The 20,525-nt window shown below is 74.2% G+C and carries 21 protein-coding genes; 13 read left to right on the top strand and 8 right to left on the bottom strand.

Annotation, left to right across the window (positions count from 1 at the left end; genetic code table 11):
• Positions 1–76: 76 nt before the first annotated feature.
• The 3 genes from POF43_RS10225 to POF43_RS10215 all read left to right on the top strand — a co-directional run bounded on the left by POF43_RS10225 (position 77) and on the right by POF43_RS10215 (position 1,594).
• Positions 77–199, top strand: a complete 123-nt coding sequence (locus POF43_RS10225) for an SGM_5486 family transporter-associated protein (protein WP_271313747.1) — start codon at positions 77–79, stop codon at positions 197–199.
• Between the two features lie 146 nt (positions 200–345).
• Positions 346–849: a hypothetical protein gene (locus POF43_RS10220; RefSeq protein ID WP_271325289.1), complete on the top strand. Its 504-nt coding sequence runs from the start codon at positions 346–348 to the stop codon at positions 847–849.
• Between the two features lie 223 nt (positions 850–1,072).
• A complete protein-coding gene (locus POF43_RS10215) occupies positions 1,073–1,594 on the top strand; it encodes a SixA phosphatase family protein (RefSeq protein WP_271318298.1) in 522 nt (173 codons plus the stop codon).
• 433 nt (positions 1,595–2,027) lie between these two features.
• Here the strand turns inward: POF43_RS10215 and serB are convergent, their stop codons facing one another.
• Together serB and POF43_RS10205 are read right to left on the bottom strand one after the other, a co-directional pair.
• Complete coding sequence (serB, locus tag POF43_RS10210; RefSeq protein ID WP_271318299.1) at positions 2,028–3,275, bottom strand: phosphoserine phosphatase SerB; 1,248 nt, start codon at positions 3,273–3,275, stop codon at positions 2,028–2,030.
• A 335-nt stretch (positions 3,276–3,610) separates the two neighbouring features.
• Positions 3,611–4,984 carry a streptophobe family protein gene (locus POF43_RS10205; RefSeq protein WP_282704518.1) on the bottom strand — a complete coding sequence of 458 codons (1,374 nt, stop codon included), beginning with the start codon at positions 4,982–4,984 and terminating at the stop codon, positions 3,611–3,613.
• Positions 4,985–5,196: 212 nt separating this feature from the next.
• On the opposite strand from POF43_RS10205, the gene POF43_RS10200 reads away from it, so the two are divergent.
• Complete coding sequence (locus POF43_RS10200) at positions 5,197–7,764, top strand: FHA domain-containing protein (protein WP_271317712.1); 2,568 nt, start codon at positions 5,197–5,199, stop codon at positions 7,762–7,764.
• A 101-nt stretch (positions 7,765–7,865) separates the two neighbouring features.
• On the opposite strand, the gene POF43_RS10195 is transcribed toward POF43_RS10200, so the two are convergent.
• Positions 7,866–9,020 carry an S-adenosylmethionine:tRNA ribosyltransferase-isomerase gene (locus tag POF43_RS10195; RefSeq protein ID WP_282704517.1) on the bottom strand — a complete coding sequence of 385 codons (1,155 nt, stop codon included), beginning with the start codon at positions 9,018–9,020 and terminating at the stop codon, positions 7,866–7,868.
• Positions 9,020–9,718, bottom strand: coding sequence for an SDR family NAD(P)-dependent oxidoreductase (locus tag POF43_RS10190; RefSeq protein WP_282704516.1), 699 nt, complete (start codon positions 9,716–9,718; stop codon positions 9,020–9,022). Before POF43_RS10190 ends, POF43_RS10195 begins: the two co-directional genes overlap by 1 nt.
• A gap of 185 nt (positions 9,719–9,903) precedes the next feature.
• Between POF43_RS10190 and POF43_RS10185 the strand changes: the two genes are divergently transcribed.
• The 4 genes from POF43_RS10185 (at position 9,904) to POF43_RS10170 (ending at position 12,756) form a co-directional block, all read left to right on the top strand.
• Complete coding sequence (locus tag POF43_RS10185; protein ID WP_372515943.1) at positions 9,904–11,223, top strand: GAF domain-containing sensor histidine kinase; 1,320 nt, start codon at positions 9,904–9,906, stop codon at positions 11,221–11,223.
• Positions 11,216–11,893 (top strand): response regulator, encoded by a 678-nt coding sequence (locus POF43_RS10180; protein ID WP_271325518.1) that lies wholly within the window; start codon positions 11,216–11,218, stop codon positions 11,891–11,893. Before POF43_RS10185 ends, POF43_RS10180 begins: the two co-directional genes overlap by 8 nt.
• Positions 11,894–12,046: 153 nt before the next feature.
• The gene (locus POF43_RS10175) at positions 12,047–12,286 is read left to right on the top strand and encodes a chaplin (protein WP_271325519.1); all 240 of its coding nucleotides are present in this window, start codon (positions 12,047–12,049) and stop codon (positions 12,284–12,286) included.
• A gap of 230 nt (positions 12,287–12,516) precedes the next feature.
• Positions 12,517–12,756, top strand: a complete 240-nt coding sequence (locus tag POF43_RS10170; protein ID WP_271325520.1) for a chaplin — start codon at positions 12,517–12,519, stop codon at positions 12,754–12,756.
• 238 nt (positions 12,757–12,994) lie between these two features.
• Here POF43_RS10170 and POF43_RS10165 read toward each other — a convergent pair whose 3' ends face one another.
• Entirely contained in the window at positions 12,995–13,795 is an 801-nt protein-coding gene (locus POF43_RS10165; RefSeq protein WP_282699205.1) for an Rv1486c family protein, read from the bottom strand.
• A 119-nt stretch (positions 13,796–13,914) separates the two neighbouring features.
• On the opposite strand from POF43_RS10165, the gene POF43_RS10160 reads away from it, so the two are divergent.
• From POF43_RS10160 to POF43_RS10150, 3 genes are all read left to right on the top strand, one after another.
• Positions 13,915–14,706 (top strand): ABC transporter ATP-binding protein, encoded by a 792-nt coding sequence (locus tag POF43_RS10160; protein WP_271318751.1) that lies wholly within the window; start codon positions 13,915–13,917, stop codon positions 14,704–14,706.
• Positions 14,707–14,902: 196 nt separating this feature from the next.
• Complete coding sequence (locus tag POF43_RS10155; RefSeq protein ID WP_372515955.1) at positions 14,903–15,259, top strand: NfeD family protein; 357 nt, start codon at positions 14,903–14,905, stop codon at positions 15,257–15,259.
• A gap of 140 nt (positions 15,260–15,399) precedes the next feature.
• Positions 15,400–16,386, top strand: coding sequence for an SPFH domain-containing protein (locus tag POF43_RS10150; RefSeq protein WP_271317065.1), 987 nt, complete (start codon positions 15,400–15,402; stop codon positions 16,384–16,386).
• A gap of 97 nt (positions 16,387–16,483) precedes the next feature.
• On the opposite strand, the gene POF43_RS10145 is transcribed toward POF43_RS10150, so the two are convergent.
• Together POF43_RS10145 and POF43_RS10140 are read right to left on the bottom strand one after the other, a co-directional pair.
• Positions 16,484–17,041, bottom strand: a complete 558-nt coding sequence (locus tag POF43_RS10145) for an HNH endonuclease (RefSeq protein WP_271317066.1) — start codon at positions 17,039–17,041, stop codon at positions 16,484–16,486.
• A 353-nt stretch (positions 17,042–17,394) separates the two neighbouring features.
• Positions 17,395–17,934, bottom strand: a complete 540-nt coding sequence (locus POF43_RS10140) for a YbhB/YbcL family Raf kinase inhibitor-like protein (RefSeq protein WP_271317067.1) — start codon at positions 17,932–17,934, stop codon at positions 17,395–17,397.
• Positions 17,935–18,030: 96 nt separating this feature from the next.
• Here POF43_RS10140 and POF43_RS10135 point away from each other — a divergent pair, with 96 nt between their 5' ends.
• Positions 18,031–18,672: a DNA-3-methyladenine glycosylase gene (locus tag POF43_RS10135; RefSeq protein WP_271317068.1), complete on the top strand. Its 642-nt coding sequence runs from the start codon at positions 18,031–18,033 to the stop codon at positions 18,670–18,672.
• A 99-nt stretch (positions 18,673–18,771) separates the two neighbouring features.
• Positions 18,772–20,052 (top strand): tyrosine--tRNA ligase, encoded by a 1,281-nt coding sequence (tyrS, locus tag POF43_RS10130; protein WP_271317069.1) that lies wholly within the window; start codon positions 18,772–18,774, stop codon positions 20,050–20,052.
• A 214-nt stretch (positions 20,053–20,266) separates the two neighbouring features.
• Here the strand turns inward: tyrS and POF43_RS10125 are convergent.
• Positions 20,267–20,525, bottom strand: a 259-nt coding sequence (locus POF43_RS10125) for a hypothetical protein (protein ID WP_282704515.1), incomplete at its 5' end; no start/stop codon positions are given.

The following is a 20,525-nucleotide window of genomic DNA, read 5'->3' as shown; positions in this document are numbered from 1 at the left end:
CCGCCGCGCGACACGCCGGTGCCGGGGCCGGCACCCCCGGACCGGGACGTACAGGAACGGATGCCACACTGACGCCATGCCAGTCCTCGAACCGAACCCCCCGCAGCCGCAGAAGAAGCTCCTTCTCGTCTTCGGCCTCATGCTCGCCGTTCCCGCGGTCGTCGCGATCATCGCCACCATCGGCGCCCACTACGGGTGATCCCTGGCGCGGGGTGGGGACAACCCCACCCTCACCCTGGGGTCAGGATCAGGGTCGGATGGGTGGCCGCCCGGATGGGAACGCGGACACCGCTTGCGTAGCGTCGTCACCAGGCGCGCGGAAGCGATGATCAGGAGGCGTTCCCCATGGCAGGCCACCCCCCACCCGTCCCGCTGACGGCCGGGCACCCGGCGCGTTCGGCGACTCCGATACGCCCGCCGCTCGGCGCGAACCGCCCGCTCGGCGTCAGCCGCCTCGCCGGCTGGGCCCGCCTCCCCGGCCCGCTCCGCCGCTCCGGCGTGCACCACCGCGCCGGACGGACGGCCCGCGCTTTTCTCTCCGGCTTCACCGGCTTCTCCGGTACAGATGTGCGTGCGGGCGGGGGTACGGGTACGGGGTCGGGCATAGGCACGGGCACCGGGATCGGCACCGCGGCCGGGCTCGGCACCGCGTCCGGCGCCCGGCCGACGGCCGGTGACGGGGTGCGGCTGCGCTGGTGGGCGGTGGCGCTGCCCGCCGCCGCGTTCGTCCTGCTGCTCGCCGGAGTGGCCGGCAACCGGCACACCGGCCCGGTCGCCGTCCCGCCGGTCGTCGTGCTCCTCGGCCACCTGCGCGCCCTGCTGCCCGCCGCCCTGACGGCCGGGGCGTGACGCCTCCTGCCCGGCGCCTCCGCGCTCCGGCGCCCCCGCTCCGGCGCCTCCGTGCTCCGGTGCCTTCCGTGTGACGTCCGCCCGGCGTCCACCGCGTGACGTCTCCCCGGCGTCCGCCGCCTGACGCGAGCCCGCCGACGGCACCCCCGCGTCGGCCGCCCGCCGCGAACGGGTCCGCGCGCACCCCGCGCCCGGCGGCCGGTTTTCTGCAAAGCTGAAGGGCATGAGCGACGCAACGCCCCGAAGGATCGTTCTGCTGCGGCACGCGAAGGCCGACTGGCCCGACGTCCCCGACCGGGAGCGGCCGCTCGCCGACCGCGGCCGGATGGAGGCGCCGGCCGCCGGACAGTGGCTGGCCGGTGCGGGCATCCAGCCCCGGCTGACGCTGTGCTCCCCGGCGATCCGCACCCGCGAGACCTGGAAGCTGGTCGCCCACGAGCTCCCGCAGCGCCCGAAGACCGTCTACGACGAGCGCCTCTACGAGGCCACCACCGGTGACCTGCTGGCAGTGCTCAACGGTGTCGAGGAGGACCTGCCGGACGTGGCCCTGGTCGGCCACAACCCCGGTATGCACGGGCTGGCCGAGGCGCTGGCCGGCGACGCCGGCGACGGCGCCCTGGCCCACATGCGCCGCGGCGCCTTCCCGACCGCCGCCGTCGCCGTGCTGGAGTTCACCGGCACCTGGAAGAGCGTCGAGCACGGCGTCGCCCGCCTCACCGCGTACTGGGCCCCGCCCCGCGACTGATCCGCTCGGGGCCTGCGGCTGACCTGCTGCGGTTCCGCGGCTTGGTCCGCCGCGCCCCGGCTCCGCGGCTGGTCCGCGACTGGTCCGCTCCGGCCCTGCGGCTGATCCGCCCTCGCTCCGGCTCCGCGCCTGACCCACGCGCCGCCGGCCGCGCCGCCGGTCGCCGGGAGCGGCCCCGTCACGGAGCCGTTCCGGGCGGGACCGCCGGGCTGGGCCGGGGGCGTTTCACGGCGTGACGCGACCGTCGCCCCGGCCCGGGGTGCGGTTCATGGCGCGAAGGGATCATCGTCCCGCCCCCGGGGCGTTTTACAGCACGATCGGATCGTCGCCGCCCGCCGCGGAGGCGTTTCACGGTGCGAAGGGACCGTTACCCGGCCGGCCCGGGGTGCGTTTCACGGCGCAGTGGGATCATCGCCCCGCCCCGCAGGGCCTTTCACAGCGTCTCGCTGTCGGCGGCCTCGACTTCCTCGCGGCTGATGCCCAGCAGATACAGCACGGTGTCGAGGAACGGCACGTTCAGCGCGGTGTGGGCGGCCCGGCGCACGACCGGCTTGGCGTTGAAGGCCACGCCGAGGCCGGCCGCGTTCAGCATGTCGAGGTCGTTGGCCCCGTCGCCGATGGCCACGGTCTGCGCCAGCGGCACCCCCGCCTGCGCCGCGAACTCGCGCAGCAGCCGGGCCTTGCCGGCCCGGTCCACCACCGGCCCGGTCACCCGGCCGGTCAGCTTGCCGTCGACGATCTCCAGCGTGTTGGCGGCCGCGAAGTCCAGCCCCAGCCGTTCCTTGAGGTCGTCGGTGATCTGGGTGAAGCCCCCGGAGACCACGCCGACCTGGTAGCCCAGCCGCTTGAGCGTGCGGATCAGGGTGCGCGCGCCCGGCGTCAGCCGTACCTCGGCGCGGACCTTGTCCACCACGGAGGCGTCCAGCCCGGCCAGCAGCGTCACCCGCGCGTGCAGCGACTGCGCGAAGTCCAGCTCGCCGCGCATCGCCGCCGCCGTCACCTCCGCGACCTGCTCCTCGCAGCCGGCGTGCCCGGCGAACAGCTCGATGACCTCGTCCTGGATGACGGTGGAGTCCACGTCCATCACCACCAGCCGCTGCGCCCGGCGGTACAGCCCGGCCGCGACCACCGCCACGTCCACCCCGCTGCGCATCGCCTCCGGTGCCAGCGCGCTGCGCAACTGCGGGGTCGGCGTGCCGGACACCGTCAGCTCCACCGCGGTCACCGGGTACTTCGCGAGCCGCAGGATACGGTCGATGTTGCCGCCGACGTCGGTGATCCGGGCCGCTATGGACGACATCGCCCGGGCGGACAGCGGATAGCCGAGGATGGTCACGTGCGAGCGGCCGGTGCCGCGCGGACGGTTGTCGCCGGTGCCGGAGATGATCTCCGCCTGCATCTTCACCGACTCGGCCCAGGCGTGCACGGTCGAGCGCAGCGCGCCCTCCACCGCGCCGTCGCCGGCCGGCGCGGTGACCAGCGCGCACAGCACCATCCGGCCCCGCGTCACCACCTGTTCGAGGTCGACCACGTCCACGCCGAAACCGGCGAGGGTGTCGAAGAGCCCGGCGGTGATGCCGGGACGGTCCTTGCCGAAGATCTTGACCAGGAGGGTGGGTCCGGCTTCCTCCGTCGTGACCGGATCGGCGTGAGCGGGAAGGGTCCGCGATGCGTCGTCCATGGTGCCCCCCACGGTATCGGCTCCTCCCCGACTCAAGACCCACTGTCCCGCACAACGGTCACCGGACCCCGCTTCCCGGCCGGCGCGGTAGCCGGCGCCTGCGTGCGTGGTCCCGCCCGGTGCGGTGGTTCCGTCTGCGGTCGGCGCGGTCACCGGCGCACCCTGTGCGTGGTCTCGCCCGGTGCGGTGGTTCCGCCCGGTGCGGTGGTTCCGTCTCCCGTGGTGCGACTGGTCCGGCCCCTTACCGTCCGCCCGGTCCGCTCCCTCACGATCCGCTCCCTCCCCTCACGATCGGCTCCCACCCGGTCCCACCCCTGCGGCCACCCCCGCAGTCGTCACCCCTCGCGACCCCACCCGTTCCGGCCCCGCCCGTTCCCGTCCCGCCCGTTCCCGTCCCGCGCCGCCCGCGATCCCTCCGTGCCCGTCAGCAGGGCCAGCGCGCCGCCCGCCGCGCCGCCGGCCGCACCCCAGGCGGCGCCCAGCAGCACCGCCCGGCCGAGCGAACCGTGCAGGGACAGCGCCGCACCGGCCGCGTCGACACCGAAGGCGGACAGCCCGGCGGCCACCGAGAAGCCGGTCAGGCCCACCAGGGCCGGCAACGCCACCGCGCCGGCCACCGCGTCGCGTACCGCGATCCGGGCCACCCGGCGGCCGGGCGGGGCGTCGGCGGGCGGCGTGCGCACCGCGGTCAGTACGCCGGCGGCCAGTACCAGGACCGCGGCAGCCACCGGCAGCAGCCAAACCCGGCCGTCCAGCTCCGCCAGCCCCCGCACGGTCACCGGACCGCGGGCCGAGCCCAGCACCCGGCCCAGCGGATCGGGCAGCAGCACCGTCAGCGGTCCGGACGCCCGGCCGGACCAGGGGACGAACAGGCCCAGTGTCGTGGCGAACCACACCGCGTTCGGTGTGCCGAGCAGCGCGCCGCCGGCCACCCGTGCGGGGTGGTCGTCCGTCACGGCGGCGCAGGCGGCGACGGCCAGGCCCGCCGCCACCGCCAGCAGCAGCACCGTGCACCACGCGGAGACGGCCGGCCGCACCACGCGGTGCACGGGGCCGCAGCCGGCCGGCGCCCGCCGTCCGGCCGCCAGCGCCAGCGCGAGCACCACCACGATCCACAGCGCGCCGCCGCCCGCCGACGCGGCGGTGTCCACCCGGAACCCCACCGAACCGTGCGTCCTGCCCAGCGTGTCGAGACCCCGGGAGAAAGCGCCGTCCAGCCCCGCCAGGCCGCCGGGCAGCCCGTTGCCGTCGCCGGCCGGGCCGCCGCGCAGCGAGACGGTGTCCTGCCCGGCCCACGCCAGCCCCGCCACCGCCGCGGTGAACAGCGCCACCACCACCGCGGCCCGTGCCGCCAGTTCCGTCGGCCGCACCCCCGGGTCCGCGCCGCGCAGCGACCGCAGGAAGACCCGGGCCACCAGCAGGGCACCGGTCAGCGCGACGCCCAGCGGGAGCAGGCCGATCACGCCGGTGGCCGCCGCGCCGCGGCCGAACGCCGACACGTTCCCGAAGGCGTGCACCCGGCCGCCCACCGCCATCGTCACCAGCGCCGCCGTCGACGGGCCCAGCGCCGCCCGCCGGTCGGTCCCCAGCAGGTGCAGCCCGAGCGCGGCCACCGCGGCCATCCCCAGCAGCGCCCATCCCACCGCCGCCACCCCCGTCGCGACGACCCGCCCCCACGGCACCGCCCGGGGTGCGCGGTCGCTGGTCATCGCGGCTCCGGTGGTGTGCGGCGGGCTCGGTTGCCCCGCTCGGCGGGGTTACGTGCCCCTTACCACCGCGGGCGGCTTTCGTACCGGCTTGCGCGGTCGTCGCCGCCGTCCGCGCGGCAGCCGGCCCCGCTGCCGGGGGAGGCGACTTTCAGATAGACCGCCAATCCTGAAATAGTTCCTCCCGATGTTCGACATCCCTAGACTCCCCGCCAATGGGGGACTACTCGGGGGACAACCTTGTGGGGCATGGAGTGCCGGAACTCGTACTTGAATTGAACGGACAATCCTGGACCCTTGATGCGTCCAGGACATACACCGTGGGCCGTGACCCGCAGGGGGACGTAACGCTCGACGACGCCAGGGTCTCCTGGCGGCACGCCACGATCCGCTGGACCGGCGAGGGCTGGCTGCTGGAGGACCAGGGCAGCACCAACGGCACGTTCGCCGGCGGGCAGCGGGTCAACGAGGCGGCGATCGCGCCCGGTTCCGCCGTCAACCTCGGCAACGCCACCGACGGACCACGCCTCGGCTTCACCGCCGCGGACGTCCCGCAACCGGCCGCCGCGACGGCGCAACCGGCCGCCCGGCCCGCCGCCGCTGTGCAGCCGGCCGCCGCGGCACCACAGGCCGCCGCGCAGCCCGAGGCCGCCCTGCCCGCCTGGGCCGGCGCGTCCGCCGCCGGGACCGCCGGACCGCCCGCCCAGCCGCCGGCCGCCCGCGGCGGCGACCAGCCGCGGCAGCAGACCGCCGGCGCCGCCGGGGCCTACAGCGACCGCAGCCCCACCACCTTCCACCACCTGTCGGCGGGCCGGGTCATCCGGATCGGCCGTGCGCTGGAGAACGAACTGGTCGTCTCCGACCTCCAGGTCTCCCGCTACCACGCCGAGTTCCACGCCCACCCCGACGGCCGCATGGAGATCGTCGACCTCGGCAGCCACAACGGCACCTACGTCAACGGCCAGCCCGTCGACCGCCACCAGATCGGCCCGCACGACATCGTCGGCGTCGGCCACTCCACGTTCCGGCTGGTCGACGACCGGCTGGAGGAGTTCGTCGACACCGGCGCCGTCTCCTTCTCCGCGCGCCGCCTGACCGTCAACGTGCCGCAGGGCAACACCACCAAGAGCATCCTCAAGGACGTCTCGTTCGGCGTCCCGGAGAAGTCGCTCATCGGCGTCATCGGCCCCTCCGGCTCCGGCAAGTCCACGCTGCTGCGCGCGCTGACCGGCTACCGGCCCGCCGACGTCGGCGAGGTGCTGTACGACAACCGCGACCTGTACAAGCAGTTCGCCGAACTGCGCCAGCGCATCGGCCTCGTTCCGCAGGACGACATCCTGCACAAGGAACTGAGCGTCCGCACCGCGCTGAAGTACGCCGCCAAGCTCCGCTTCCCCGGCGACACGCACGCCGCCGAACGCCAGGCCCGCATCGACGAGGTGCTGCGCGAACTCAAGCTGGACATCCACGCCGACAAGCGCATCACCTCGCTGTCCGGCGGCCAGCGCAAGCGCGTCTCGGTCGCCCTGGAGCTGCTGACCAAGCCGTCGCTGATCTTCCTCGACGAGCCCACCTCCGGCCTCGACCCGGGCATGGACCGCGACGTCATGCAGCTGCTGCGCGGCCTGGCCGACGACGGCCGCACGGTACTCGTCGTCACCCACTCGGTCGCCGAACTCGCCCTGTGCGACCGGCTGCTGGTGATGGCCCCCGGCGGCTCGATGGCCTACTTCGGCCCGCCGGACGAGGCGCTGAACTTCTTCGGCTACTCCAGCTGGGCCGACGTCTTCCAGGCGTTCGAGAACTACCGCGACTACGACTGGGCCGGGCGCTGGCGCGGATCGCAGCACTACCAGATGTACACCGCGCACCTCGACGAGGCCGCGCCGCAGGTCGCGCCCGCCATGCCCAGCCAGGTCACCCGGCCGCAGAAGTCGCAGAGCTGGGGCTCCCAGCTGTGGACGCTGATCGCCCGCTACACCTCGGTCATCGCCTCCGACCGCGGCTTCCTGGCGCTGATGCTCATCATGCCCGCGGTCCTCGGCGTGGTCTCCGTGGTCATCCCGGCCAAGTCCGGCCTCGGCTTCGGCCCGGCCAACGCGCATTTCGCCAACCGCGACGCCGGCACCATCCTGATGATCCTCACGGTCGGCGCGTGCTTCTCCGGCTCCGCCAACTCGGTACGCGAACTGATCAAGGAACGCGTCATCTACGAGCGCGAACGCGCGGTCGGACTGTCGCGCAGCGCGTACCTGATGTCCAAGGTCATCGTGCTCGGCCTGATCACCGCCCTCCAGGGCGTCATCATCTGCGCCATCGGCTTCACCCCGCGCACCATGCCCACCACCGGTGTCGTGCTGCACAGCCACCCGGCGATCGAGATGACCCTCGGCGTCATCGGCATCGGCTTCACCTCGATGATGTTCGGCCTGGTCATCTCCGCCCTGGTCAAGACCGCCGAGAAGACCATGCCGCTGCTGGTGATGTTCGCCATCGTCCAGGTCGTCTTCACCGGCGTGCTCTTCCAGATCTACGCCAAGCCCGGCATCGAACAGGTCGCCTGGCTGATGCCGTCCCGCTGGGCCGTCGCCGCCATGGGCACCACCGTGCAACTCGACACGCTGCTGCCCTGGGACCCCACCGACCCCGACACGCTGTGGAAGCACAGCGCCGGCATCTGGTGGGCCGACATGATCGTCCTGCTCGCCCTCGGCGTCGCCTGCGGCTTCGCCGTCGCCCGCCTGCTGCGCCGCCACGAACCGGAGGTCATGCGGGAGAAGTGATCCCGCCCGCCCCGCCCGTGCCGACGGCGCCGCCCCCGACCGGGCGGCGCCGTCGGCACGTTCACGCCGCGGCACCGCTCACGGCGGCACCGCTGCACCGCTCACGGCAGCAGCAGGTTGACGTCGCCGAACTCGTGCCACAGGTAGCGCTGCTCCACCGCCCCCGCGTACACCGCGTCCAGCAGCGGCGCGCCCGCCACCGCCTCCAGCATCAGCAGGTGCGACGCCCGCGGCTCGTGCAGCCCGGTCAGCAGCCCGTCCACCGCCCGCACCCCGCGCTCCGGCGTCACCACCAGGTCCGTCCAGCCGCCGCCCGCCCGCACCCGGCCCGCCGGATCGGCCACCGACTCCAGCGCCCGCACCGCCGTCGTGCCCACCGCCACGATCCGCCCGCCGCCCGCCCGCGCCGCGTTCACCAGCCACGCCGTCGACTCCGGCACCGCGAACCGCTCGGGGTACGGCGGTTCGTGCGATTCCGCCGAGGCCACCCCGGTGTGCAGCACCAGCGGCGCGAACTGCACCCCGCCGCGCACCAGCGCCGCCACCAGCGCCGCGGTGAACGGCCGCGCCGCACTCGGCATCTCCGCCGACCCCGGACCGTCCGGCGACGGCACCGAGAAGACACTGCGGTACGCCGACAGCGGATGGTCCCGCTCGGTGTAGGCGTACCGGATCGGCCGCCCGTACCGGTGCAGGTACCGCACCGGGTCCGCCATCGACACCGACGCCAGCCACAACCGGTCCCCGTGCGGGCTCAACGGCTCCCGCAGCACCAGGCGTTCACCGCGCGGCAGGGCCAGCACCGCCCCCGCCGGGCCGCCCGGCCGCGCCCGTGTCGTGCCCCGGCCGTCCGGATCGCGCAGCTCCACCGCCCACCGCCCGTCGTCCCGCCGCCCGGAGAAGTGCACCACCACCGGCACCCCGCCCGCACCGGCCGCCGGCACCCCGTCCGGGAACCCGGCCGCCCTCCCGCCCGGCACCCCCGGCACCCCCGGCGCCATTCCCTGCGGAGCCACGGGCACCGCCGTCCCGCCCGGCGCCCCCTCCAGCACCGCGTCCACCGCCGCCGGGAACGTCATCGAGGTGTTGACCACCAGCACGTCCCCGGCCCGCAGCAACGCCGGCAGCTCGCCGAACGCGTGATGCGCCACCGCGCCCGAACCGCGCCGGCCCACCACCATCCGCACCGCGTCCCGCCGCGCCGCCGGCCCCCGCGCCGACAACTCCCGCGGCACCCGCACCGGCCGCCCGCTCATCACACCGCCCCCGCGAGCGCCGACGCCGTGTACCGGCCGCTCGGCGCCCCGGCGTCCACCAGTCGCAGCAGCGACGGCACCACCGACCCCGGCTCCGGCCGCGCCGCCGCCCCGGGATCGTCCGGGCACGCCGCCGCGTACAGCGCCGTCCGCAGGTCCCCCGGATCCACCCACCACACCCGCACCGCAGGCTCCTCCACCGCCAGCACCGCCGACCACCGCTCCAGCGCCGCCTTCGACGCCCCGTAACCGCCCCACGCCGAGTACGCCTCCACCGCCGCGTCACTGGTCACGTTCAGCACCGCGCCCGCCCCGGCCGCCCGCAGCGCCGGCAGCGCCGCCCGGGTCAGCTCGGCCGGCGCCACCACGTTCGTCTCCAGCGCCTCCCGCAGCCCCGCCGCCGCCAGCTCCGCCAACGGCACCAGCGGCGCGGCGCCCAGCGCGCTCGCGTTGTTCACCAGCAGGTCCACCCCGCCGAGCCCCCGCGCCGCCGCCACCAGCCCCGCCCGGTGCGCCGCGTCCGTCACGTCGCCGGGCACCGGCACCACCTCACCGGACCCCGGCAGCCCCCGCGCCGCCGCCCGCAACGGCTCCGGCGACCGGGCGTCCAGCACCAGGTCCCACCCCCGCGCCGACAACTCCCGCGCCAGCGCCAGCCCCAGCCCCCTCGACGCACCCGTGACGATCGCGACCGGCATGACGTACCTCCGTCCCGCTGCCGGACCCGCCGCCCGGCGACCACCTCACCGTAGGAACGCCCCCGCCCCGCCCGCGTCGGCCGCCCGGACCCCGCCGACCGGTCCATCGGACCTACGACCAGCGGCCCGCGCCGCTCCGCCGCCGGACCGGTGCCACCCCGGTACGGCACGGGTACGGTGATCACATGTCCGGCCCGGCGCACGACGCCACCCCACCCGGTACGGCCCCCGACACGGCCCGCGACCGGATCAACGCGATCAGCTCCGCCGTCCTGGCGATGAGCCGCCACCGCCAGGTCCGCGACGTGCTCCAGACCATCGTCAGCTCCGCCCGCGAACTCATCGGCGCCCGCTACGCCGCCCTCGGCGTGCCCGACGACCACGGCGGCTTCGCGCAGTTCGTGGTCGACGGCGTCACCGACGAACAGTGGAAGGCCATCGGCCCGCTGCCCCGCCAGCACGGCATCCTCGCCGTCATGCTCCACGAGGCCACCACCCAGCGCCTCGCCGACGTCCGCCGCCACCCCCGCTTCGAGGGCTGGCCCAAGGAGCACCCCGAGATGTCCGACTTCCTCGGCATGCCGGTCACCGGCGACGGCGAGGTGCTCGGCGCGATCTTCCTGGCCGGCAAGGAGAGCCCCGCCGGGCGGACCACCGCCGCCCGGGAGCACGACGGCGCCGACCCGGAGCACGGCGGCGGCAACGCGCCCGGCGACCCCGGTGAGGCGTACGACGGCTCCGGCGACGCACCCGACGGCCCCCGCGAAGCACCCGCCGCCACGCCCGTCGGCCCCGGCTTCACCGCCGACGACGAGGAACTGCTGCGTACCCTCGCCGCGCACGCCGCCCTCGCGCTGACCAACGCCCGGCTCCACGAACGCAGCCGCGAACTCACCCTGGCCGGCGAACGCGCCCGGATCGCCCACGGCCTGCACGACGCCGTCTCCCAGAAGCTGTTCTCGCTGCGCCTGACCGCCCAGGCCGCCGCCGCCCTCGTCGACCGCGACCCGGCCCGCGCCAAGCAGGAACTGCGCGAGGTCGCCCGGCTCGCCGCCGAGGCCGCCGACGAACTGCGCGCCGTCGTCGTCGAACTGCGCCCCGCCGCCCTGGAGGAGGACGGCCTGATCGCCGCGCTGCGCAGCCAGACCGACGTGCTGGACCGCGCGCACGCCGCCCGGGTGACGTTCACCGGCCGGCTGCCGCACGCGCTGCCCGCCGCCCAGGAGGAGGCCGTGCTGCGGGTCGCCCAGGAGGCCCTGCACAACGCCCTGCGGCACGCGGCGGCCGGCCGGGTCGCCGTCGAACTGACCGGCCGCGGCCGCGGCGCCGTCCTGCGCGTCACCGACGACGGCCGGGGCTTCGAGACCACCGCGGTCCGCCGGGCCGGCCGCCACCTGGGCCTGGTGTCCATGCGGGACCGCGCCACCGCCGTCGCCGGCCTGCTCACCGTGCGGTCCGCGCCCGGCGAGGGCACCACGATCGAACTGGAGGTCCCCGGTGGCTGACGAGCACCCCGCCCCCGCGGACGGCGGCGTCATCCGCGTCCTGCTGGTCGACGACCACCAGGTCGTCCGGCGCGGCCTGCGCACCTTCCTGGAGGTCCAGCCCGACATCGAGGTGGTCGGCGAGGCGGCCGACGGCGCCGAAGGAGCCGCCCGCGCCGCCGAACTGCGGCCCGACGTCATCCTGATGGACGTCAAGATGCCCGGCACCGACGGCATCGAGGCGCTGCGCCTGCTGCGCGAGGCGGGCGACCGGGCCCAGGTGCTGGTCGTCACCAGCTTCACCGAACAGCGCACCGTCGTGCCCGCCCTGCGCGCCGGCGCCGCCGGATACGTCTACAAGGACATCGACCCCGGCGCCCTGGCCGACGCCATCCGCTCGGTGCACGCCGGCCACGTCCTGCTCCAGCCCGAGGTCGCCGAGGCGCTGCTGACCCTCGACGGTTCCGGGCCCGCCGCCGGCACCCGGGGCCGCGGCGCCACCCTCACCGACCGCGAGCGCGAGGTCCTGTGCCTCATCGCCGACGGCCGCTCCAACCGCGAGATCGCCCGCGCGCTGGTGCTGTCGGAGAAGACCGTGAAGACCCACGTGTCGAACATCCTGATGAAACTCGACGTCTCCGACCGCACCCAGGCCGCGCTGTGGGCGGTCCGGCACGGCGTCGGACCGTAGAACGCCCGCGTCGGCCACCGATTGTCCTACCGACCGAGATTCATACCGTCGGGTGTATGTCGCCCGAATGGCGCAACCCCTCGGCCGGTGCGGCGTTCTCCATGGCGTGCCGCCCGCGTCCTGCGGCGGCGCACCACCAGAGAGGTCGAAGAAGTGAAGAACCTGAAGAAGGTCGCCGCCGTCACCGCCGTCGCGGGCGGGCTCGCCATGGCCGGCGCCGGTGCCGCCTGCGCGGCCTCCGCCGCCCACGGTGCCGCCCTGAACTCGCCCGGTGTCGCCTCGGGCAACCTCGTCCAGGTCCCCCTGCACGTGCCGGTCAACGCCACCGGCGACACCGTCGACGTCATCGGGCTGCTGAACCCGGCGTTCGGCAACCACACCCTCAACCACTGAGGCACCCCCGCCCGCACCGCGCGGTCCGCACGCGGTGAACGGAACGGCTCCGGAGGCATCCGCCCCGGGGCCGTTCCGCGTTCCGGCGCGGCCCGAACGGCGGCCCGGCGACGGCAGGTTGCGCCGTACGGAGGTATCGGCACCCCGAACCGTGTCGTCCGCCGCGGTCAGGCGTTTCCTCACGTGTGACCCGAGCCCGGGGCCACCGAACCACAGGAGGAACGCTACTCATGAACACTGCCAAGAAGGCCGCCCTGGTCCTCGCCACCGCCGGTGTGGCCGCTGGTGCCTGCGCCGGTTCCGCCTTCGCCGACGCCGGCGCCCTCGGTGCCGCCACCGGTTCCCCCGGCGTCGTGTCGGGCAACGTCATCCAGGTGCCGCTCCACGTGCCGGTCAACGCCTCCGGCAACACCATCAACGTCGTCGGGCTGCTGAACCCGGCGTTCGGCAACACCGCCGTCGCCAGCTGACGTACCGCCGACGGCCGTCCCGCACCCCGGCGGCGGCCTCCGGGACGGCAGGGCCGGGCCCCGCGACCCCCCGGGGCGCGGGGCCCGACCACGTCCACCGCACCCCCCCCGGGCCGCCCCGCGCGGTGCGCCACGCCCACCGCCCCCGGCCGGCCGCCGACAACCCGCGCCCGCCACCCCGGGCGGCGCGGCCCCCCGCGGCACGGACCGCACCCCGGCCGCCCGCAGCCCGCGACCGTCACCCCTCGCGGCGCCGCTCCGCCTCCTCCACGAACGCGTTGTACGCCGCCACCTGCGCCCGCCGCGCGGTCCGCTCCACCGGCCGCAGCACCTCCGCGCGCGCCGCGATCTGCGTCGCGCTCACCGCCGCGCCGTGCTCACCGGTGGCCGGCACCCCCGCGATCGAGGTCAGCGCCGCCACCCGCTGCGCCAGCGCCAGCACCCGCACCGCCCGCGGCGGATACCCCGGCGCCAGCACCTGACGTCCCTGCTCGGCCCGCGCCCGGTACGCCTCCAGCGCCGCCCGCGCCGCCGGACCCGCCCCCGCCACGTCCAGCCGCGACAGCGCCTGCGTGGCGTCCCGCAGCGCCTCCGCCAGTTCCCGTTCCGCCTCGCCCAGCGACGGCACGTCGGCCGGCGGCGCCTCCCGCACCGGCGCGCACCGCCACACCACCTCGACGTGCTCGTCCCCGGCCGGCCCCGCCCGCCGCACCTCCGGCACCAGACCGACCGCGCCGCCCACCGCCAGCACCGCCTCCCCGGCCGCCAGCGCCGCCGCGTTGAACGGCGCCGGGCCGCTCAGACCCAGCGGATGCCCCGGCACCGGCAGCGCCAGCCGCAGCCCGCGCACCCCCAGCGCCCGCAGCCGCCCCAGACCCAGCGTCAGCCCCACCTCACCGTCCTCACCCGGCAGCCCCGCCATCCGGTGTGCCGCGTCACTCCCGACGATCGCGTCCACCGCGTCGTCCGGTGAGACAAAACCCCCAAGAAGGGCGTTTCCCCAAGCTGTCATGCGTCCCGCGCGTGGTTCCTGAAGCATCCACCCAGCCTAGGGACTGCCGCGGTGGAGGTGTGGCGTAGGTTTTCCCTCGGGGGTTTTCCATGGGGCGGCCCCGCGGCCGACCGAGACCGCACACGCACAGGGGAGACAACGCGCTCATGACCGAAGTACTGGAGCTGGTGGACGTATCCGTGGTCCGCGACGGACGGGCTCTGGTGGACCAGATCACCTGGACGGTCGCGGAAGGTGAGCGGTGGGTGATCCTCGGCCCGAACGGCGCCGGCAAGACCACCCTGCTCAACATCGCGTCCAGCTACCTTTTCCCGACCTCCGGCAGCGCCGTGATCCTCGGCGAGAAGCTGGGCGGCGTCGACGTGTTCGACCTGCGCCCGCGCATCGGCGTCGCCGGCGTGGCCATGGCGGAGAAGATGCCCCGCGACCAGAGCGTCCTGGAGACCGTCCTCACCGCCGCCTACGGCATGACCGCCCACTGGCAGGAGAGATACGAGGCGTCCGACGAGGAGCGCGCCCGGCTCATCCTCGACCGGCTCGGCATGACCGAGTACGCCGAGCGGCGCTTCGGCACCCTGTCCGAGGGCGAGCGCAAGCGCACCCTGATCGCCCGTGCCATCATGATCGACCCCGAACTGCTGCTGCTCGACGAACCCGCCGCCGGCCTCGACCTCGGCGGCCGCGAGGACCTGGTCCGCCGCCTCGGCCGCCTCGCCCGCGACCCCATCGCGCCCTCGATGATCATGGTGACCCACCACGTCGAGGAGATCGCCCCCGGCTTCACCCACGTGCTGATGATCCGCCAGGGCAAGGTCGTCGCCGCCGGACCGATCGAGCTGGAGCTCACCTCCCGCAACCTCTCGCACTGCTTCGGCCTGCCGCTCACCGTCGAGCACCGCGGCGACCGCTGGACCGCCCAGGGCCTGCCGCTGAACTGACCCGCCCCGGCCCCGCCCGGACCCCGCCGCGCCACCGCCCCCACGGCCCGCCAAACATCCCGGCCGTGATGGCCCGATCGGTGCGCACGCCTTCTGTCGGTGCCCAACCTTCCGCCCTACCATGGGACTTGTGAATGACTGGGTGTGGTGGCTGGCAGCGGCGGGTGTCCTCGGCATCCCGTTGGTGATCACGGCGATGCCCGAACTGGGCATGTTCGTCATCGGCGCGGTGGCCGCCGCGCTGTCCAGCGTCCTGGGCGCCGGCGGCGTACTCCAGGTCATCGTCTTCCTGGCGGTGTCCGTATCGCTGGTCACCGTGGTGCGCGCCGTCGCCGTACGGCACCGCGACACCCGCCCCGAACTGCGTACCGGCATCGACGCCCTCAAGGGCCGCAGCGCCCTCGTCCTGGAACGCGTCGACAACCGCACCGGCCGCGTCAAGCTGGGCGGTGAGATCTGGTCCGCCCGCTCCTACGACGCCACCCTGGTCTTCGAGGCCGGCCAGGAGGTCGACGTCGTCGAGATCGAGGGGGCCACAGCCGTCGTCATGTGACCCGCGAGTGTCCGGACGCCGAGAGTTTGCGCCAACCATGGGCACGACCCGCGTCCGGTCTGCCAGTATTGATCTTCCCGATCAGCATACGGATCAACTACCAATCGCTTTGCGGCGCGTGGGCATGGGGAGTGGTCGTCGTGACACCCATCATCATCGTCCTGGTCATCCTGGTGGTGCTCGTCTTCATCGCACTCATCAAGACCGTCCAGGTCATTCCGCAGGCCAGCGCCGCCATCGTGGAGCGCTTCGGCCGCTACACCCGCACACTCAGCGCGGGTCTCAACATCGTCGTCCCGTTCATCGACAGGATCCGCAACCGGATCGACCTGCGGGAACAGGTTGTGCCGTTCCCGCCCCAACCGGTGATCACCCAGGACAACCTGGTCGTCAACATCGACACCGTCATCTACTACCAGGTCACCGACGCCCGGGCCGCGACCTACGAGGTGGCCAGCTACATCCAGGCCATCGAGCAGCTCACCGTCACCACGCTGCGCAACATCATCGGCGGCATGGACCTGGAACGCACCCTGACCTCCCGCGAGGAGATCAACCACGCACTGCGCGGCGTGCTGGACGAGGCCACCGGCAAGTGGGGCATCCGGGTCAACCGCGTCGAGCTGAAGGCCATCGAGCCGCCGACCTCCATCCAGGACTCGATGGAGAAGCAGATGCGCGCCGACCGTGACAAGCGCGCCGCGATCCTCACCGCCGAGGGCATCCGCCAGTCGCAGATCCTCACCGCCGAGGGCGAGAAGGCCTCCGCCGTGCTGCGCGCCGAAGGCGAGTCCCGGGCCGCCGCCCTGCGCGCCGAGGGTGAGGCCCAGGCGATCCGCACCGTCTTCGAGTCCATCCACGCCGGCGACCCGGACCAGAAGCTGCTCGCCTACCAGTACCTCCAGATGCTGCCGAAGATCGCCGAGGGCGACGCCAACAAGCTCTGGATCGTGCCCAGCGAGATCGGCGACGCCCTCAAGGGTCTCGGCGGCGCGTTCGGCAACCTCGGCAACCTCGGCGCCGGCAACGGCAACGGAGGCGGGGGGAACGGTGGCGGCAACGGCGGCGGCATGACCAAGTCCCCGGTCCCGCCGCGCCGCGAGGCCCCCGGTATCGAGAACGACTGACCCGCGACGCCGAGGCCCGGACGGATCATCCGTCCGGGCCTCGGCGTTCCCGTCGGTCCCGCCGTACTCAGCGGTCCCGGTGTCCCGGCGGTCCCGGCTACGCGGTGGCCGACTCCGGCAGCCGGTACGGCGGCCCGCCCGCCGCGGTCGTGCCGGCCAGCCAGCGCGCCGCCCCGCCCGCGCCGTCGTCACCGGTCAGCCCCAGCGCCGCCACCAGCGTGTCGGCCGGCGTCGGTTCGAACGGGGGGACCAGCAGCCGCATCCCCGCCTGCTCCGGCGTCCGGTCCGCCTTGCGGTGGTTGTCCGCCGCGCACGCCGCCACCGTGTTCAGCCAGGTGTCCCGCCCGCCCCGCGACCTCGGCAGCACGTGGTCGACGGTGGTCGCCCGCCGCCCGCAGTACGCGCACCGGTGCCGGTCGCGCACCAGCACCCCGCGCCGCGACCACGGGGCCCGTTGTCGGAACGGCACCCGGACGTACCGCGTCAGCCGGATCACCAGCGGCACCGGCATCTCCACCGCCGCGGCCCGCAGCCGCAGACCCGGGTGCGCCTGCTCCACCACCGCCTTGCCCCGCATCACCAGCACCACCGCGCGCCGCAACGACACGGTCGACAACGGCTCGTACCCCGCGTTCAGCACCAGCGTCTCGCGCATCTTCGGCCACCCTCCCGGCTCAGGCCCGCCCCCGCGGCGAGGTGACACCACTGTGGACCCGCGAAACGCGCACCGACAACGCAATTTCCCCAACTCGCCGGAAGATGGGCCCATCACCGGAAACCTGCGAAAAGCCGAACGCCCCGGACACCCCCCGAAAGGGGCGTCCGGGGCGCATTGGCGACCCGCGAGGCCACCGGTCCGCGCGGCGCTCACGCGCGGCGCGGCCACCGGTTCCGACGGACAGCGGTTGGTAGGGCCACCGTCCCCGCCACTGGCGGTACCGGTCGCCCGGTGACACCACTGTGGCCGGGCCGGCCGGTCACCGCAAGGGAAAAACCGGCCTCCACAGGTCAGTCCTGAGCGGCCACCTCGTACGCACCGATCAGCTGGGCGCGGCCGATCGCGTGGAACCGCAGATTGAACCCGACCACGGCGGGCGAGGCGTCCGCGTCCGGACCCAGCTTCTCGCTGTCCACCGCGTACACCGTGAACACGTACCGGTGCGGCCCGTCCCCGGGCGGCGGCGCGGCCCCCACGAACTCCCGGCCGCCCATGTCGTTGCGCACCTGCACCGCACCCGACGGCAGCCCGGCGAAGTCGCCCGAGCCCGCCCCGGCCGGCAGTTCGGTCACCGACGCCGGGATGTCGAACACCGACCAGTGCCAAAAGCCGCTGCCCGTCGGCGCGTCCGGGTCGTAACACGTCACGGCGAAGCTCTTCGTCCCCGCCGGGAACCCCTGCCAGCTCAACTGCGGCGAACGGTTGCCCGCCGCCATGACCTGCTCGTCCTTCAGCCGCGACCCCTCCGACACGTCATCGCTCGTCACGGTGAACGACGCCACCGGCGGGTGAAACGCGTGCGGAAGCGGCGGCCTGCTGTGCTCGGACACCTGGACAACCTCCTGAGAACGAGTACCTGCCGCCACCCTAGGACGCGCCCCGGGACGCGGGAGGCGGCCACGCCCGGACGACTACCCTCGTACCGCGTGATCACCGACGACGACACCCGACGCCCGCTGGACCGCTCCTTCTTCGACCGGCCCGTACTGGACGTCGCTCCCGACCTGCTCGGCCGCGTCCTGGTCCACACCACCGCCGACGGCCCGATCGCGCTGCGGCTGACCGAGGTCGAGGCCTACGCGGGCACCGCCGACCCCGGATCGCACGCCTACCGCGGCCGCACCCCGCGCAACGCCGTCATGTTCGGCCCGCCCGGCCACGTCTACGTGTACTTCACGTACGGGATGTGGCACTGCGCCAACCTGGTCTGCGGCCCGGTCGGCACCGCCTCCGGCGTCCTGCTGCGGGCCGGCGAGATCGTCACCGGCGCCGACCTGGCCCGCCCGCGCCGCGCCACCTCCCGGCGCGACAGCGACCTCGCCCAGGGACCCGCCCGGCTGGCCGGCGCGCTCGGCATCGACCGCGCCCTGAACGGCGCCGACGCCTGCGCCCCCGACGGCACACCGTTCCGCCTGCTCACCGGCGCGCCGCCGGCGCCGGGGACGGTCCGCACCGGCCCGCGCACCGGCGTGGGCGGCGCGGGCGCGGACCACCCCTGGCGGTTCTGGATCGACGGCGACCCCACCGTCAGCCCCTACCGCGCGCACGCCCCCCGGCGCCGCCGATAATCGGTGGCCGCGACCGCGTACCCTCGGACACGCTTCACGCCGGTACGTAGTCATGACGTGCAGGACCGACCCCGCCCGACCCGAGGAGACACGAGACCCGTGACCGACATCGTCGACGAGCTGCGGTGGCGAGGGCTGATCGCCATCTCCACCGACGAGGACGCACTGCGCAAGGCGTTCGCGGACGGCCCCGTCACGGTCTATGTCGGCTTCGACCCGACCGCGCCGAGCCTGCACCTGGGCAACCTCGTCCAGATCCTCACCGTGCGCCGGCTCCAGCAGGCCGGCCACCGCCCGCTCGCCCTGGTCGGCGGCGCCACCGGCCTGATCGGCGACCCCAAGCCGACCGCCGAGCGCACCCTGAACGACGCCGGCACCGTCGCCGACTGGGTCGAGCGCATCCGGGGGCAGATCGAGCCGTACTTCGCCTTCGACGGGTCCAACGCCGCCGTCCTGGTCAACAACCTCGACTGGACGTCGGGCATGTCGGCCATCCACCTGCTGCGCGACATCGGCAAGTACTTCCGCGTCAACACGATGATCACCAAGGAGGCGGTGGCCCGCCGCCTCAACTCCGAGGCGGGCATCAGCTACACCGAGTTCAGCTACCAGGTCCTCCAGGGCATGGACTACCTGGAGCTGTTCCGCCGGTACGGCTGCACCCTGCAGACCGGCGGCAGCGACCAGTGGGGCAACCTCACGGCCGGCACCGAGCTGATCCGCAAGGCCGAGGGCGCCACCGTGCACGCGCTGGCCACCCCGCTGATCACCAAGGCCGACGGCACCAAGTTCGGCAAGACCGAGTCCGGCACCGTCTGGCTCGACCCGGAGCTGACCACGCCCTACGCCTTCTACCAGTTCTGGCTGAACGCCGACGACCGCGACGTCCCCGGCTTCCTGCGCATCTTCAGCTTCGGCTCCCACGAGGAGATCGAGGAGCTGGAACGCCTCACCGCCGAGCGACCGCAGGCCCGCGCCGCCCAGCGCGCGCTGGCGCAGGAGCTGACCACGCTGGTGCACGGCGCCGACCAGACGGCGGCCGTGATCGCCGCCTCCCAGGCACTGTTCGGCCAGGGCGAGCTGACCGACCTCGACGACGCCACCCTGGCCGGCGCGCTCGCCGAGCTGCCGCACGCCGCGGTCGACGGCCTGCTGCCGGTGGTCGACCTGCTGGTGCGCACCGGGCTCGCCCCGAGCCGGTCCGCCGCCCGCCGTACGGTCAAGGAGGGCGGCGCCTACCTCAACAACGTCAAGGTCGCCGACGAGGACGCCGTCCCCGCCGACTCCGACCTGCTGCACGGCCGCTGGCTGGTGCTGCGGCGCGGCAAGCGGAACCTCGCCGCCGTCGAGCTCAACACCGCCCGGCCGTCCGACGGCTGACGGTTCGTCCGGCATCGGACCACTTCGGGCGGGTCCGCGACTTGACGCGGGCCCGCCCGACGCCTAACGTAGCCCGAGTCGCTTCTAACGGGTGAGCCGTCCGCGAGACCCTTCGGGAGTCCGCCCAGGCCCCCACGAAGCGGCCAACCACTACAACTCGACCCCTCATCGGGGTCAATTTCGGCGCGTCCGGAATGGGATTCGAATCGCTCGATTAGGAGTCGGCGAGGAAATCCACTAACGTAGTGGATGTGCCGCAGGGCACGAAAGCAAAATCCCCGCCAGCGGGAATCAGGCCCGAAAGGATCTGATAAGCTGGTGGAACACCGAAGGGAAAGCCCGGAGCGGCCGGTGAAACGGTCTCGAAGGTAGCTTCCGTTCCTTGAGAACTCAACAGCGTGCTAAAAGTCAACGCCAAATATGTTGATACCCCGTCCATCGGGTCGGATTCTTCCGGTTCGTGGATGAGGTTC

The organism is Streptantibioticus silvisoli (assembly GCF_027947535.2).
GTDB classification, from domain to species: Bacteria; Actinomycetota; Actinomycetes; order Streptomycetales; family Streptomycetaceae; genus Streptantibioticus_C; species Streptantibioticus_C silvisoli.
The sequence above is the reverse complement of the archived record's forward strand: the minus strand, read 5'-3'. Positions and strand labels throughout refer to the sequence as shown.